Origin of the sequence: Metabacillus kandeliae, from assembly GCF_021166585.1 — a bacterium.
In the GTDB taxonomy this organism is placed as follows: domain Bacteria; phylum Bacillota; class Bacilli; order Bacillales; family Bacillaceae; genus Metabacillus_B; species Metabacillus_B kandeliae.
Map to the genome: position 1 here is coordinate 56283 of NZ_JAJOZE010000008.1, position 14705 is coordinate 70987.

A 14705-nucleotide genomic window follows, 5' to 3' on the forward strand; every position below is an offset into this window, starting at 1 on the left:
CCTAGTCAGCATTCCCTGTTAAATAATAGATGGCGATTTGCGTTCTGTGCTCCAAGCCAGTTTTGGAAAGAATAGAAGAAATATAATTGGCTGCCGTTCCTTCCGAAATGAACAGCTTTTTTGAAATTTCCTTATTTGAAAAGCCTTTGGCAATGAGCTTCATAATACTTAGCTCTCTTTCTGTGAAAAGCTTACGATCAATTTTGAGGGTTTCCTGAGGCCCCTCTAGGAGATTCGCCTTGAGTTTTTCAAGAACCGTATCCTGCAGAATACTGTTCCCATGATGAACCGCTGTGATCGCTTCTTTAATTCTTTCCGGATCAGTATTTTTCAATAAATAGCCCTTTGCCCCGTTCCGAATGGCTTCAAGGATATAAGCATCATCATCAAAGGTGGTGAGAATCAGCGGCTTTGTCTTCGTTTGACCTGCTATCAGACCCGCTGCCTCCACCCCGTTCATGTTCGGCATCTGCACATCAAGCAGGGCAACATCAATCTCGTGCTTCAAACAATAGTCAACGGCTTCCTTCCCATCTGACACTGTTGCTGCAACTTCAAATTCCTCGTACGTTGTTAAAATAATTTTCATGCCTTCTCTTATGAAGGAATTATCATCTGCGACAATCAATTTTATTTTTATTGAGTTCATCCCCTTTCCCTCCTGTTTTGAACATCAGCCTGTTTCAAATCTCTGGATCAGGATAAATACTAATAGAGGAATTTGTGCACCGCCAATCAAAATCGAAGAGGACTGAGCTATGGAAAATACGCAAACACAACCAAACACGAATGTCAGAACAGGACCCATTGTTGCTGTTCTGATCTCAGGCGCTTTTATAGCGATCCTGAATCAGACGCTTCTGGCAACAGCTTTGCCCCATATTATGAAGGACTTAAGTTTATCCCCTAATACGGTTCAATGGCTGCAGACCATATTCCTTCTCGTAAATGGAATAATGATTCCGATTACAGCGTTTTTGACAGCCAAATTTACAACAAGGGCCCTTTTCCTAAGTGCTGTCGCCTTATTCGCCATCGGAACATTTGTCTGCTCCATTGCTCCGGGTTTCTCCCTTTTAATTGTCGGCCGGATTATCCAGGGAGCAGGCGCCGGGATCATTCTTCCGTTGATTCAAACCGTGCTGTTTGTCATCTTCCCCATTGAAAAAAGAGGACAGGCGATGGGGATTTTCGGTCTCGTTATCGCATTTGCACCAGCTATAGGCCCTACGCTTTCCGGCTGGATTGTGGATCAATATCCCTGGAGAACACTGTTTGATATTGTATTGCCGATTGCTATCATAGATTTCATCGTAGCGTTCTTTATCTTAAAAAATGTCACAGAACAGACTCATCCGAAACTCGATATCAGCTCCATTGTTTTATCCACCCTTGGATTCGGGGGCTTGCTTTTCGGATTCAGCAGCGCCGGAAATATCGGCTGGGGAAGTCCATTAGTGTATATTCCGCTCGCAGTTGGTGTGATTTCACTGGTTATCTTTATCCGCCGACAATTTCATCTGAAGGAGCCGATTCTGGAATTTAAAGTATTTCAAAACAGAACATTTACTTTTACGACCATGATCGCAGCCATTGTCTTCGTCGTGATGATCTCAAGCGCGACCATTCTTCCGATTTACATGCAGAACCTGCTGAATTATTCTGCTTTAAAGTCAGGTTTGATGCTTCTCCCTGGAGCTATTGTGATGGGGGCCATGTCCCCCATTTCCGGAAGGCTGTATGATCGGATCGGTGCAAAAAAGCTTGCCATTCCAGGCTTATTGATCACAACCGTTACGACCTTCCTGCTCAGCAACCTTTCTTCTGAGACATCTTTCGCTTATTTGGCAACCATTAATGCAATCAGGCTGTTTGGCGTCGGAATGGTCATGATGCCAGTAACAACGGCAGGGCTTAATCAGCTGCCAAAGCATTTAATTTCTCATGGCACTGCCATGAATAATACCATGCGCCAGATCGCAGGCTCTATCGGAACTGCAATCCTGTTTACCGTAATCGCTAGCGCTCAAATGGCAACTGGCCAACAGGGCGGACAGGGAATGATTCACGGTATAAACATTTCCTTTATTGTCACAGGAGTGATCTGTGCATGCGGGCTCATTTTTGCCTTCCTGCTGCATGAAGATAAGGAAAATACTGAATAATAGATCATCCATAGCCTGCTTTCTGAGCGGGCTTTTTTATTTTGAAAATCCCTGGCATCTATGTCCCTGGATATGGTAAAATCGGTTCCTATCTGAAAATTCAGGCGGAAAATCTCATTCTGGGAGGTAACTGATTTATGGCAGGTTTTGATCAAAGTGCCTTTGATTACGAGCAGCAGCAGCTCAAAAAACACGCTGCCGAGATTCATCGCCAGCTGGAACGGCTTGAAGCAGCAGAAAAGTACACAGGAAGCGACATTACGGAGCAGTCCTTGGAAGACGTGCGCGAAAAAGGGCGGCAAAGCCTAAGAGTCGCAAATCACGAGCCTTATTTCGGGCGCCTTGATTTTCAGGAGGACGGGACGGATGCTCCCCTCCCGCTTTACATCGGCAAGGCTGGCGTGAGTGAAGAATCAGGCAGGGATGTGATGATTGTCGACTGGCGCGCACCTGTTGCCAGTCTCTTTTACTCCTTTACCGGCGGAGAGGAAACAGCCTTTTATGATTCCCCGGAAGGACTGATTGAAGGAAATATCCATCTGAAACGGAACATAGTTGTGCGAAGCCAGGAGCTTTTGCGGGTTGTCGATACGTATGAAAAAGGCAAGGAAAACCACGGTGCCGCAGATGAATTCCTCCTTTACCGGCTTGGAGAGCGGAAAGACAGCAAGCTCCGGGACATCGTATCAACCATCCAGGCGGAACAAAATGACATTATCCGGTCAAAACGCGATGCGGCGCTTATTATACAAGGTGTGGCCGGAAGCGGCAAAACAACTGTTGCGCTTCACAGGCTCGCATATTTGATATACGAGTACCGCGAAAACATGGAAGCAGAGCGGATGATTATTTTTGCACCAAATGCCATGTTTCTGGATTATATCTCGAACGTTCTTCCAGAGCTCGGGGTTGGCAATATTCAGCAGACAACCTTCACAGACTGGGCAAAAAGAATGCTCGAAAGCAAGGTGAAAATCCTTCAGGAAACGGTAAAAACAGAAGAATGGTTTGCTCCAGGCCCGCAGAGAAGCGGAGCGAAACGCCTGCGGACTGGAAGGCTGAAAGGCTCGCTCTCCTATATGAATCTTGTCAGCAGGCTGATGGAAGATCTGCTCGCAAAAAGTGTTCCGGACAAAGACTTTGAGGCCTGGGAGAATACGGTTCTCAAACAAGAAACCATAGCGGAATGGTACCACAGTGATACGAAGAGCACAGCTTCCCGAAAGCGGGAGCGGGTGCAGGAAAAAATAAAGCGCTGGCTGGATCATGAGCTTGCGAAGATCTGGGAACAGAAGGTGCAGAAAGAAACGAAGAAGAAGGCGAACCAGCGTCTCAGAGCTTATATGAATTCCTGGCCTTCTCTTGATCCGCTGGCCCTTTATAAAGAAATTTTGTCTGCGGAAGAAATGCGCGCCTACCTTCCTGATGAGCTCTATCGGACAACGATGAAGGCCGCTGGAAAGAAAACAGTGCTTGAAGAAGATCTGGCAGCCCTGCTTCATATTCAGCTTCTGGTCAGCGGGATGGACAGGGATGCGAAATTCCAGCATTGCGTGATTGATGAAGCACAGGATTTCTCCCCTTATCAAATTGCCCTATTAAACCAGCTGTCTGTACGCGGATCATTTACCATTCTGGGAGACCTTTCCCAGGGCATTTATGATGATAAGGGGCTTGAAAGCTGGGAAGAGCTTCACCCCATCTTTGAAAAAGAGCATCTGGCCTATTTTGAACTGGAGAAAAGCTACCGTTCCACAATGGAAATTATTGAATTTGCTAACGGAGTCCTTACTTCTGCTTACCAGCCTGCGGTCCTCGCAAGCCCTGTTTTCAGAAGTGCTGATGATGTGAGAGTAGAAGAAACAGCAGAAGGCGAAGAAACCGAAAAGCTCATAGAGGCGCTGTCAGAGCTTTCGGAGCAGAATGCCAATACCATTGGCATCATCGGCAGAACGGAAGAGCATTGCGAAAGAATCCATAGGGAGCTAGCCGAACGGGGACAGCATGCCTCCATTCTATCAGGCGGTAAAAGAGATTATGGGGGCGGTATTTCTGTTATCCCGATTCATCTTGCCAAAGGACTGGAATTTGATGCCGTCTTAATCTGTGACGCCAATAAGGAACATTACGAGAAAACACCATGGGATGCGAAGCTTCTTTATGTTGGGTGTACAAGAGCCCTGCATTTTCTTAGAATCTACTACTCAGGGGAACCTTCTCCACTGCTTCCGTTATAAGAAACTTTATGCAAAAGGCGGCGGATTGGCCGCCTTTTGCCAGCATTCCCTTTTCCTTTTCTTTGCTTATTTTCAGGCACAATGTTTGGCAGGCATGCGAATTTAGAATAGGCTTAAAAGAAAGGCTGCATCTATTGTGCAGCCTTTCACTACATAAGGCGAAGGAGTGAAATAATTGACTTCAATCAAAGGCAAATCAGCTTTAATTACAGGCGGTGCACGGGGAATTGGCCGTGCTGCAGCAGTGGCACTCGCAAAAGAAGGCGTGAATATCGGCCTTATCAGCACAACTGTTTCAAACCTTGAAAAAGCGGCAGAAGAATTAAACAGCTACGGTGTGAAAGTAACATACGCTGCCGTTGACGTTAAAGACGGTGCAGCAGTATCCCAAGCCGTGGAACAAATTAAAGGCGAGCTTGGAACGATTGATATTTTAATTAACAACGCAGGCATTGGAAAGTTCGGCGGCTTCCTCGAGCTCTCTCCTGAAGAATGGGAAAACATCATCCAAGTGAACTTGATGGGTGTTTACCACGTCACGAGAGCTGTTCTTCCAGGCATGATCCAGCAGAAATCAGGGGACATTATCAACATTTCCTCCACATCAGGCGAAAGAGGTTCAGCGGCGTCAAGTGCTTACAGTGCCTCTAAGTTCGGTCTCATGGGACTGACTGAATCCCTGATGCAGGAAGTGCGGAAGCATAACATCCGGGTGACAGCTCTTACGCCAAGCACTGTCGCAACAGATCTCGCAAAGGATGCGAATCTGACTGACGGCAACCCTGAAAAAGTCATGCAGCCGGAAGACATTGCCGAAATCATTGTTTCCCAGCTGAAGCTGAATCCGCGCATTTTTATCAAGTCCGCAGGCATGTGGTCGACGAATCCGTAAACAAGTAAGGCATCCTGATTTTTGTCAGGATGCCTTTTTTACAAAGAGAAGGACACGATTAATGACCCTCTTTCTTATAAATCACCAGATAAAAACTGTGCCTGTCCCCTGCCAAAGCTCCAGTCCGCATCTCCGTTTTCGGTAATGGAAACCATCACATCCTCTTGTGCAACACCGCAATTCTCCTTTAGGTTCCGCACCAGAAACTGATAAAACTTTTGCTTCTGTTCTTCTGTGCGCTTTCGGCTTGTCATTGAAACAATAACCATCTTGTTTGTTCTCGTAAAGCCAAGTCCTGTATCTTCAATGATCATCTCGTTTTCCGGATGCTGATGCACAATTTGGTAGCGGTCCCTTTCTGGTACCTGGAAGGCCTCTACCATGGCCTCATGAGCAGCATCCAGCAGCTGCTTCAATTCTTCTTTTGATCTGCCTTCGATTAAGTCAAAGCGAACTAGCGGCATACAGAAACCCCTCTCCTATTGGAATAAGCTTACTATAGCATTTGTCCTTTGGAAGCGGCAAAGGATGAGGTGGTTAATTGATTTTTTAATAGCTTAATTCTATTTTGACTAAGTCTGGATGCTCGCCAATTAAGCAGGCATTCTGGACAGTTAACTTGCGGAAACCCCAGTAAAGTCGTTAAATTGGAAATCTTAAATTGGACAGTAAACACCCTGATTTGGAAAGTGAAACCGTTAAATCAGACAGTAAACGCTTTCACAAGAGGCCGCTTACACTTCCGTTTACATCAAATTCTCAATTTTAAAAGCTAAAAACTCCCTATTGCAAACTGGAGCGTTTTTTAAACACTTTTAAGACTATTTTAATGCTGCAAGGGTATGAAGTAAGTTAAACCATTGATGTAAGGGGCTAGAGAGATGAAGCATGAAAAAGTCGAGCAACATTTAAGCAAAGCTTTTTTAATAAGTTTAGTTTTTGCTGTTTTATTCGGCGCTATGGCGGTTTTTGTTCATGAGAGCCTTGTGCATTCCTTTGATTACCATATCATTTCCTTCGTACAGGGGTTTGAAAACACTCAGCTTACTGTGATCATGAAATTTCTCTCCTGGATTGGTTCAGCATGGGTTGTGTTTGTTCTGGCCATATTGTCTTTCCTGTTATTCAAAAAGATTTTGATGCACCGAAGCGAGGCCGTGCTGTTCATTATGGTGGTGCTTGGTTCAGCGGTTTTGAATCAAATTTTAAAACTCCTGTTTCACCGTTCCAGACCAAGCCTGCACAGAATTGCCCACGCTTCAGGCTTCAGTTTTCCAAGCGGGCATTCCATGGAAGCCGTTGCCTTTTACGGGATCCTTGCTTTTATCCTATGGCGTCACACACCGGTACTTTGGGGAAGAATTTTGCTGATTATTTTCAGCTCAGCAATGATCCTCGGCATCGGAGTCAGCCGGATATACTTAGGTGTTCACTTTCCGAGCGATGTTCTTGGCGGATATTTATGCAGTACGTTTTGGCTTGCTTTATCGATCGCCTATTACAAACGGGCAAAAAGAAGGGGTGCCGAAACACTAGCAGACGATATCGAAAAAACGAGTTAAAACTTGACTTAGAGTAAACTCTAACCAATATAATTTAAAACGGAAATGGTTAAAACTAATAGATGATTGATATTAGAGGAGGACATCATATGATATACACCGTTATTACAGGAGCAAGCTCCGGTATTGGTTATGAAACAGCCCTGGCTTTTGCGGCCAGAGGGAAAAATCTTATTATTTCAGCGCGCAGAAAAGAAAAGCTGGAGGAATTAAAAAAGGAAATACAGCGTGTAAATCCAGCTGCTGAGGTCATCATTCAAACAAGTGATTTATCCGTTTCAAAAAATTCTTATGCTTTATATGACAGCTTGAAAAACTACGAAATAGAAACCTGGATTAACAATGCCGGGTTCGGCAATTTCGCTTCGATTGGCGAGCAAAATCTGGATAAAATTGAACAATTGCTGCACTTGAACATTGAATCTCTCACCATTTTGACTTCCCTGTTTGTCCGTGATTATGCTGATAAAGAAGGGACACAGCTGATCAATGTTTCCTCAGGAGGAGGCTACACGATTGTGGCAGACGCTGTCACGTATTGTGCTTCCAAATTTTACGTCAGCTCCTTTACTGAAGGCCTTTCCCATGAATTAAAAGCGAAAGGACTCCCGATGCAGGCAAAGGTACTTGCCCCTGCAGCCACGGAGACGGAATTTGTGAACCGCTCAATGGAAGTGGACGAGTTTCAGTATAACTCCCTTCCAAAATTCCATACTGCTAAAGAAATGGCCGGATTTATGCTTGAACTTTACGACAGTGAGAAAACCGTCGGCATTGTAGATGGCCAAACCTATGAGTTTCATTTAAAAGATCCTATTTTCCCGCATGTCTCCAGGTAACAGTCAGTTTGTTAAGCGTGCAGCAATGAATTATTGCTGCACGCTTTTTATTTTCTAAAAATAGGCAGAAATGCGATTGACTTTTCACTCCATTGGTCATATAGTTAATTACATAAGTAATGAACCAAATAAGGAGGGGCTATCCCTTGATTGACGACAGCCGTCCAATTTACGTGCAAATAGCTGAAAAAATCGAAAATGACATCATTGAAGGCGGCCTGCCAGAAGAAACCCAAGTACCGTCAACAAACCAGTTTGCTGCTTTTTACAAAATCAATCCTGCAACAGCGGGCAAGGGGGTCAATCTTTTGGTGGACCAGGGAATTCTCTACAAAAAAAGAGGTGTTGGCATGTTTGTAGCTAAAGGGGCAATGGACCGGCTTATGGAAAAACGAAGAGAGCAGTTTTATGAGCAGTATGTGATCACAATGCTTCAGGAAGCTGAAAAAATCGGAATGACAAGAGCGGAAGTTACTCAAATGATTGAAAAAGGAGCGGGCAAATGATGAAACCGATAATTGAAGTAAGCGGGCTCACGAAAACCTACAGAGGAGACCAGACAGCTGTTGAAAATGTCAGTTTTTCTTTGGAAGAGGGCAAAATTTACGGACTTCTCGGCCGGAACGGGGCAGGCAAAACGACGATTATGAACATGATTACTGCCAGGCTTTTTCCCACGAGCGGCTCCGTTAACGTATTCGGCGAACACCCTCATGAGAACAAAAACGTCCTCAGCAAAGTTTGTTTTATTAAAGAAGCCCAAAAATATCCGGATCACTTCAGAATAAAAGACATTCTCGATATTTCATCCCAGACGTTTCCAAATTGGGATACTGATTATGCCGATTCCTTGATGAAGGATTTCAGGCTGCCTCTTAAACGAAGAATGAAAAAGCTCTCCCGCGGGATGCGCTCTTCAGTCGGCATTGTGATTGGGCTTGCAAGCAGAGCGGAACTGACGATTTTCGATGAGCCTTATCTTGGTCTTGATGCTGTTGCAAGAAATATCTTTTACGACCGCCTGCTGGAAGACTACACAAACCATCCCCGCACCGTTGTTCTTTCTACCCACCTCATTGATGAAGTCAGCAAGATTCTGGAGCATGTTCTGGTCATTGATAATGGGAAATTGATTATTAATGAAGAAGCGGAGGAAATTCGCGGAAAAGCGTTTACCGTTGTCGGCCCTTCCTTAAAAGCAGAGTCATTTCTTACAGGAATGAAAGTGTTAAAAAGGGAAAATCTCGGCGGCTTTGTTTCAGCTACTGTATACGGAAGCTTAAGCTCTGCTATGCGAAAAGAGGCAGAAGAACGAGGACTTGAAATCGCCCCTGTTTCCCTTCAGCAGCTGATTGTCCATTTAACAAGTGAATCTGAAGAAAGCCATAAGGAGGCAAAAGCGCTATGAACTCTGTAAAAGCGGTTATGAACACTCATTTAAAATATCATTTCACCCTGTTTACAATGCCATGGATGGTTGTCATTTTCAGCTTGCTGATCAACGTCTCTATTGCGGCTATGGTTAATAGAACGGAAGCCTTTAACACTGGAGGTATCCTCTCCATCATTATCTTTATGCTTGTTGCAGGCATTGTGAATACAGCTCAAACCTTTCCTTTCTCGATTGATTTAAGCATACGGAGAAAAGACTATTTTACAGGAACCATTATGGCCTTTTTGATTGCCTGCATCTTAACCTCTTCCTTAATGACCCTGTTCTCATTCCTGGAAAGCCAAGTAACAGGCGGATGGGGATACAACGTTCATTTCTTCAGCCTTCTTGACTATATCAATCCAAATAAATTCTGGCAGCTGTGGTGCTATTTTTCTATCCTGGTCAGCGGGATGATGTTCGGGTTTGCCATATCCAGTTTGTTTCAGCGGGCGGGCAAAACCGGTCTCTATGCATTTTTCACAATCATAGGCCTTTTACTGACAGTTTTTGCATTGCTATTCACTCAATTTAACCTGTGGGCGCCTGTATTTCTGTATCTTGGAGGCCATTTGGAGATTGTCATTTGGTCAATGCTTGTTCTTGCCATCCTATTTGCTGCTTCTTCCTACTTCCTTCTTCGCAGAGCAGCAGTGTAACGCACATAGAAAAGAGCAGCAGATTTTTCAATCCGCTGCTCTTTTTCCATTATCTATTAAGGAAATCAATCAACGCCCTGTTAAATTCTTCAGGATGTGTAGCATTAAATCCATGTGGCGCACCCTCAATCAGCGTCAGGCTGCTGTCTTCAATCATTTCATGAGCTCTTTTGCCGCTGACTTCAAACGGCACAATGCCATCTGCATCTCCGTGCAGGATCAAGGATGGAACATCCACCTTTTTCAGATCCTCCCTGAAATCCGTACGGGCAAAGGCTGCAATGCAGTCAAGCGTCCCTTTTGGAGAAGCGAAGGCTGCAATGTCCCTGTTGTAAAGACGGAACGGCTCACTGACGAAGTCGCTTCGATCCCCTGCAGCAAAAAAGTTTTGGGTAAACGTATCAAGAAAAGCAATCCGGTCACTCTTGACCCCTTTTTCGAACTCGGCAATAGCGGCATCGTCCAGTCCGCCTTCTGGGTTATCATCTGCTTTATAAAGATAAGGCGGAACAGCACCGGCAAGCACGGCCTTCCCGATTCTTGAAGAACCATATTTGCTTAAGTAGCGGACGACTTCCCCGCCTCCCATTGAAAACCCGACAAGGGCTGCTTCCTTCAAATCCAGATGCTCCATCAGCTGATTCAAATCAGCCGCAAGAGTATCATAATCATAGCCTGAGTAAGGCTGTGATGACTGGCCGAATCCTCTTCTGTCATACGTTATGACACGATAGCCTGCCTCAATCAAAGCCGGAACTTGAGCTTCCCATGATCTTCCGCTCAGCGGCCACCCATGAATGAGGACAACCGGCTTCCCATTGCCTTGATCCTCATAGTACAGTTCAACCGGTGCACCATTCTCTGTTCCCACATTTACTGTTCCCATTGCTATCCCTCCAAAAAGTGTTTAATTGAAAGATGATTAGAATGCGTGAAAGAAGGTGCACTAATTTTTAATTATGCCATCTCGAGCGTCACGTCAATGTTTCCACGGGTCGCCTTTGAATAAGGGCAAAATTGGTGCGCTTGATGAACTAGATTCTCCACCACTTCTTTTTCTGCACCTGCTGCTTTAACAGTCAGCTTGACAGCAAGCTTAAAGCCTTCGTCCGCTTCATCTTTCAGAAGGCTGACATGTGCTGTTACTTCTGATTCAATTTTTACCCTTTCTTTTCTGGCAATAAACTGCAGAGCACTGTCAAAGCATGCTGCATAGCCTGCTGCGAAAAGCTGCTCAGGGTTTGTTGATTCAGGAAGCTTGCTCGCTCTTGGTGTTCCTGGCATAGCCGTTTCAAGGTTAATGGCACCATTTGGTGACTGAACCCGTCCTTCTCTTCCTCCTAATGCAGTAACTTCCGCTGTGAATAATGTATTTGACATACTAACAACTCCCTTTTTTGAAATTTAATTTTGCACAACCTTTACCTCTTTATCTTACAAGCTAAATTAAAATTGTCAACAATTTAATTTCACACAATTTAATTTGACGGTCTACTTAGCCTGATGTATGATTTGATCAAATTAGAATGGGAGTTTTTATATGGATACAGAAGATTTTTTAAAACTGGAGGACCATCTCTGCTTTTCCCTTTATGCCGGTTCCAGGGCCGTTATGCGGCTTTACCGCCCTTATTTGGAAGAGCTGAATTTAACCTATCCTCAATACCTTGTCCTATTGGTGCTGGCTGAAAAAAACAGCCGCTCCGTCAAAGAAATCGGAGAGCTGCTGGACCTTGATTCAGGAACTCTGACGCCGATGCTGAAAAGAATGGAAGCAGCAAATCTCGTAAAACGAAGCAGAAGCAAGCAGGATGAGCGTGTGGTAACTGTAAGCTTAACTGAAGAAGGCCAGGCTGTTCAGAAAAAAACCGGCTGCATTCCAACCTCACTTTTCACTTCAACAGGCTTGCCGGAGGACGAACTGCGGGATTTGAATGCCTCTATTAAAAAGCTGCTGGAGAAGCTGGAGGAATAAGCAGGGCGGTTTGGTGTAAAACGGCCTGCAGCGGGAATCCGCCGGTATCCTGGACCAATTCGCCGATATGGCTTCATCATCCGCCGATATAAGGTCCCTGAAACAGTTACTGCTTCGATAAAAGCTGATAACAGCTGCTCTTTATACAAGAACAGACCGAAAACCGGATCTTAGTTAATAGAAGAGCCGGTTTTAAACTGCTTGAACAGCAGATCGTCATTATATTGTGATTTTTTTCTGAGTTTCTGCTGAAATGTTCAAAAAGAGCCTCATATATAGCCCTGTGATTCATTTTTACCTTCTTTCCAATGAAAAAACAGCCCTTTATATGCGGGTTTCAAAGATTTATTGGTTGAGCCTGATGCTTGCGGGTTTTTTAGTTTATGTGCGGCTTCCTTACAATTCTTGCAGCTTTCACCGTTTATGTGCGGCTTCCCTTCTTTCCTTGCCGTCCCACAAAGAAAAAGCTGGCCCTCAAGGCCAGTTTTCTCATTTCCCAAGAATCTGTTCAATTTTCTCCAATTCACCATCCGTGAATTCCAAATTATTCAAAGCTGCCGCGTTTTCTTCAATCTGGCTTACTTTGCTTGCTCCGATCAGAGCTGAGGTGACCCGCCCGTTTCGCAGCACCCATGCAAGAGACATTTGTGCAAGGCTTTGGCCGCGTTCTGCTGCAATGGCATTCAGTTCTTTTACCTGTGCGAGTACTTCATCTGTGACCTGCTCTTCTCCAAGCGCTCCTGTCGGCTTTGCGGCTCTTGAGTCTTCTGGTACGCCTTCCAGGTACTTTTTCGTAAGCAGTCCCTGAGCAAGAGGGCAGAAAGCGATGGAGCCGACGCCATTGTCTTGCAGCACATCCTGAAGGCCGTCTTCAATCCATCTGTTCAGCATTGAGTAGTTCGGCTGATGGATCAGGATCGGTGTACCGAGCTTGTTCATGATCTTCACAGCTTCTTCTGTCTGCTCTGCACTGTAGCTTGAAATGCCTGCGTAAAGGGCTTTTCCCTGCTTTACGATAGAGTCAAGCGCGCCCATTGTTTCTTCAAGCGGTGTATTTGGATCTGGGCGGTGAGAGTAGAAAATATCCACATAGTCAAGGCCCATCCGTTTCAGGCTTTGGTCAATGCTTGCGGTTAAGTATTTCTTTGAACCCCATTCCCCGTATGGTCCTGGCCACATATAGTAGCCGGCTTTTGTGGAAATGATCATTTCATCCCTGTATGGTGCGAAATCTGTATTCATGATTTCACCGAACATGTTTTCAGCAGAGCCGGCCGGCGGTCCGTAGTTATTGGCAAGGTCAAAGTGAGTAATCCCTAAATCGAACGCTCTTCTCAGCATGGCACGGCCATTTTCAACCGTGTCCACGCCGCCGAAGTTATGCCACAGTCCGAGCGAGATGGCCGGCAGCAAGAGTCCTGAATTTCCGCATCTGCTGTACTTCATTTTTTCATATCGGTCTTCTGCTGCTGTGTATACCAATTCCTTCTCCCCTTTGTTATGGGTTTTCCCCATTGCTTTGGATGATGCCTTTATACCAGTCAAAGCTTTTCTTCTTGATGCGGCGAAGGCTGTGCTGCCCTTCTTCATGCTGATCGACGTACACAAGTCCGTATCGCTTTTGAAAACCGTTCAGCCAGCTCAATAAATCCGTAAACGACCAGACGCAATATCCGAGAATGTCCGCTCCGTCTGTGATCGCCTGCTGCATCGCATTCACATGATTTTGAAGATAGCCGATCCGGTAATCGTCCCGGATTGTTCCGTCTTCTTCCAGTCTATCATACTCCCCTAAACCGTTTTCACTGATAAGCACCGGGAGGCGGTAACGGCTTGATATTCTCCGCAAAGCGATCCGCAGTCCTTCTGAATCAATGTTCCAGTCCCAGTTTGTTTTTTCCAGAAAAGGGTTGCCTGCTGTTTTGAATAACCCAGGTATGCCCGTGTCCTTGCTTGTTCCTTTTTTTCCTGATGTGTTCATTTCACCTTCAGACGTGCCGCCTTCAAGCGGATTGCTTTCATAGGTTGAAGACTGGTAATAGTTCAGGCCCATAAAATCCGGCCTTCCTGCTTTCAGAAGCTCTTCGTCGCCTTCTTCCATGACCGGTGCAGCGCCTTTTTCAGCAAGATGTTGCAAGGCTGCTTTCGGATATTTCCCCCAGGCATAGATGTCCATCCACCAATGGCTGTTCAGCTCTTCCGCATTTTCAGCTGCCAGAAGATCTTCAGGCTTTGAAGTAAGCGGATAGGCTGGGGAATAGGCAAAGCTCGGACCGATTCTCCCATCCGGCACAAGCTTTCGAAACGCCTGAATGGCGCTGGCATTGGCAAGGCTCGCATGGTGGTTGATTTGGTAAAAGAGCTTTTCATTTTTAATTCCCGGCGGGTGGACAGCTGTTTTATAGCCGAACATAGTGAAAATGTTCTGCTCATTCAGGCTGACCCAGTATTTCACCCTGTCGCCGTACCGTTTAAAAAGCTCTGTGCTGTAAGCGGTAAAATCTTTGATTATTTCTCTGGATTCAAACCCGCCGTATTCCTTCTGCAGGGCAAGCGGCAAATCCCAGTGATAGAGGGTTAAAATTGGTTCAATCCCGTTTGCCTTTAATTCATCAATCAAATCGCTGTAAAAAGCAGCTCCCTTTTCATTCACTTTTCCTTTTCCATCCGGAAAGATCCGCGACCAAGCTACAGAAAAGCGATACGCTTTAAGACCAAGCTCAGCCATCAGCCTAACATCTTCTTTATAGCGGTGATAATGGTCAACGGCGGTATCCCCTGTTGTTCCCTTGAAGGTTTTTCCCGGAATCCGGACAAATTCATCCCATACGGATAATCCCTTGCCGTCCTCCTGATAGGCGCCTTCCACCTGGTAGGCTGCGGATGCCGCCCCCCAAAGAAACTGCGGCGGAAAAGCCTTTAATGTTTTGTGAATCATGCTGCT

The 14705-nt window shown here is 45.4% G+C and carries 15 protein-coding genes; 9 read left to right on the forward strand and 6 right to left on the reverse strand.

What is annotated here, in order from left to right; genetic code table 11:
- Position 1: 1 nt before the first annotated feature.
- Entirely contained in the window at positions 2-649 is a 648-nt protein-coding gene (locus tag LRR81_RS15425; protein WP_231790283.1) for a response regulator transcription factor, read from the reverse strand.
- Between the two features lie 109 nt (positions 650-758).
- Here LRR81_RS15425 and LRR81_RS15430 point away from each other — a divergent pair, with 109 nt between their 5' ends.
- The 3 genes from LRR81_RS15430 (at position 759) to LRR81_RS15440 (ending at position 5294) form a co-directional block, all read left to right on the forward strand.
- Entirely contained in the window at positions 759-2165 is a 1407-nt protein-coding gene (locus LRR81_RS15430; protein WP_231790284.1) for an MDR family MFS transporter, read from the forward strand.
- A 137-nt stretch (positions 2166-2302) separates the two neighbouring features.
- Positions 2303-4402, forward strand: a complete 2100-nt coding sequence (locus LRR81_RS15435) for a HelD family protein (protein WP_231790285.1) — start codon at positions 2303-2305, stop codon at positions 4400-4402.
- 175 nt (positions 4403-4577) lie between these two features.
- Positions 4578-5294 (forward strand): 3-ketoacyl-ACP reductase, encoded by a 717-nt coding sequence (locus LRR81_RS15440; RefSeq protein WP_231790286.1) that lies wholly within the window; start codon positions 4578-4580, stop codon positions 5292-5294.
- 74 nt (positions 5295-5368) lie between these two features.
- Here the strand turns inward: LRR81_RS15440 and LRR81_RS15445 are convergent, their stop codons facing one another.
- On the reverse strand, positions 5369-5758 hold the full coding sequence (locus LRR81_RS15445; protein ID WP_231790287.1) for a tautomerase family protein: 390 nt from the start codon (positions 5756-5758) through the stop codon (positions 5369-5371).
- A gap of 417 nt (positions 5759-6175) precedes the next feature.
- On the opposite strand from LRR81_RS15445, the gene LRR81_RS15450 reads away from it, so the two are divergent.
- The 5 genes from LRR81_RS15450 (at position 6176) to LRR81_RS15470 (ending at position 9786) form a co-directional block, all read left to right on the forward strand.
- Positions 6176-6856, forward strand: a complete 681-nt coding sequence (locus LRR81_RS15450; RefSeq protein ID WP_231790288.1) for a phosphatase PAP2 family protein — start codon at positions 6176-6178, stop codon at positions 6854-6856.
- Positions 6857-6945: 89 nt separating this feature from the next.
- Complete coding sequence (locus LRR81_RS15455) at positions 6946-7695, forward strand: SDR family NAD(P)-dependent oxidoreductase (RefSeq protein ID WP_231790289.1); 750 nt, start codon at positions 6946-6948, stop codon at positions 7693-7695.
- Between the two features lie 119 nt (positions 7696-7814).
- Positions 7815-8201 carry a GntR family transcriptional regulator gene (locus tag LRR81_RS15460; protein WP_231790290.1) on the forward strand — a complete coding sequence of 129 codons (387 nt, stop codon included), beginning with the start codon at positions 7815-7817 and terminating at the stop codon, positions 8199-8201.
- Positions 8201-9103, forward strand: a complete 903-nt coding sequence (locus LRR81_RS15465) for an ABC transporter ATP-binding protein (RefSeq protein ID WP_231790375.1) — start codon at positions 8201-8203, stop codon at positions 9101-9103. The genes LRR81_RS15460 and LRR81_RS15465 overlap by 1 nt, the downstream gene beginning before the upstream one ends.
- Positions 9100-9786 carry a hypothetical protein gene (locus tag LRR81_RS15470; protein ID WP_231790291.1) on the forward strand — a complete coding sequence of 229 codons (687 nt, stop codon included), beginning with the start codon at positions 9100-9102 and terminating at the stop codon, positions 9784-9786. The genes LRR81_RS15465 and LRR81_RS15470 overlap by 4 nt, the downstream gene beginning before the upstream one ends.
- A gap of 49 nt (positions 9787-9835) precedes the next feature.
- Here the strand turns inward: LRR81_RS15470 and LRR81_RS15475 are convergent, their stop codons facing one another.
- Positions 9836-10672: an alpha/beta fold hydrolase gene (locus tag LRR81_RS15475; RefSeq protein ID WP_231790292.1), complete on the reverse strand. Its 837-nt coding sequence runs from the start codon at positions 10670-10672 to the stop codon at positions 9836-9838.
- A gap of 71 nt (positions 10673-10743) precedes the next feature.
- A complete protein-coding gene (locus LRR81_RS15480; RefSeq protein WP_231790293.1) occupies positions 10744-11166 on the reverse strand; it encodes an organic hydroperoxide resistance protein in 423 nt (140 codons plus the stop codon).
- 160 nt (positions 11167-11326) lie between these two features.
- On the opposite strand from LRR81_RS15480, the gene LRR81_RS15485 reads away from it, so the two are divergent.
- On the forward strand, positions 11327-11761 hold the full coding sequence (locus tag LRR81_RS15485) for a MarR family winged helix-turn-helix transcriptional regulator (RefSeq protein WP_231790294.1): 435 nt from the start codon (positions 11327-11329) through the stop codon (positions 11759-11761).
- A 489-nt stretch (positions 11762-12250) separates the two neighbouring features.
- On the opposite strand, the gene mgrA is transcribed toward LRR81_RS15485, so the two are convergent.
- Together mgrA and LRR81_RS15495 are read right to left on the reverse strand one after the other, a co-directional pair.
- On the reverse strand, positions 12251-13243 hold the full coding sequence (mgrA, locus tag LRR81_RS15490) for an L-glyceraldehyde 3-phosphate reductase (protein WP_231790295.1): 993 nt from the start codon (positions 13241-13243) through the stop codon (positions 12251-12253).
- 16 nt (positions 13244-13259) lie between these two features.
- Positions 13260-14699 carry a glycoside hydrolase family 1 protein gene (locus LRR81_RS15495; RefSeq protein WP_231790296.1) on the reverse strand — a complete coding sequence of 480 codons (1440 nt, stop codon included), beginning with the start codon at positions 14697-14699 and terminating at the stop codon, positions 13260-13262.
- Positions 14700-14705: the final 6 nt, after the last annotated feature.

What these genes read in the sequence shown, in the direction of transcription:
- LRR81_RS15425 (WP_231790283.1), bottom strand. Translation starts at nt 649, where the DNA reads ATGAACTCAATAAAAATAAAATTGATTGTCGCAGATGATAATTCCTTC.
- LRR81_RS15430 (WP_231790284.1), top strand. Translation starts at nt 759, where the DNA reads ATGGAAAATACGCAAACACAACCAAACACGAATGTCAGAACAGGACCC.
- LRR81_RS15435 (WP_231790285.1), top strand. Translation starts at nt 2,303, where the DNA reads ATGGCAGGTTTTGATCAAAGTGCCTTTGATTACGAGCAGCAGCAGCTC.
- LRR81_RS15445 (WP_231790287.1), bottom strand. Translation starts at nt 5,758, where the DNA reads ATGCCGCTAGTTCGCTTTGACTTAATCGAAGGCAGATCAAAAGAAGAA.
- LRR81_RS15450 (WP_231790288.1), top strand. Translation starts at nt 6,176, where the DNA reads ATGAAGCATGAAAAAGTCGAGCAACATTTAAGCAAAGCTTTTTTAATA.
- LRR81_RS15455 (WP_231790289.1), top strand. Translation starts at nt 6,946, where the DNA reads ATGATATACACCGTTATTACAGGAGCAAGCTCCGGTATTGGTTATGAA.
- LRR81_RS15460 (WP_231790290.1), top strand. Translation starts at nt 7,815, where the DNA reads ATGAACCAAATAAGGAGGGGCTATCCCTTGATTGACGACAGCCGTCCA.
- LRR81_RS15465 (WP_231790375.1), top strand. Translation starts at nt 8,201, where the DNA reads ATGAAACCGATAATTGAAGTAAGCGGGCTCACGAAAACCTACAGAGGA.
- LRR81_RS15470 (WP_231790291.1), top strand. Translation starts at nt 9,100, where the DNA reads ATGAACTCTGTAAAAGCGGTTATGAACACTCATTTAAAATATCATTTC.
- LRR81_RS15475 (WP_231790292.1), bottom strand. Translation starts at nt 10,672, where the DNA reads ATGGGAACAGTAAATGTGGGAACAGAGAATGGTGCACCGGTTGAACTG.
- LRR81_RS15480 (WP_231790293.1), bottom strand. Translation starts at nt 11,166, where the DNA reads ATGTCAAATACATTATTCACAGCGGAAGTTACTGCATTAGGAGGAAGA.
- LRR81_RS15485 (WP_231790294.1), top strand. Translation starts at nt 11,327, where the DNA reads ATGGATACAGAAGATTTTTTAAAACTGGAGGACCATCTCTGCTTTTCC.
- LRR81_RS15495 (WP_231790296.1), bottom strand. Translation starts at nt 14,699, where the DNA reads ATGATTCACAAAACATTAAAGGCTTTTCCGCCGCAGTTTCTTTGGGGG.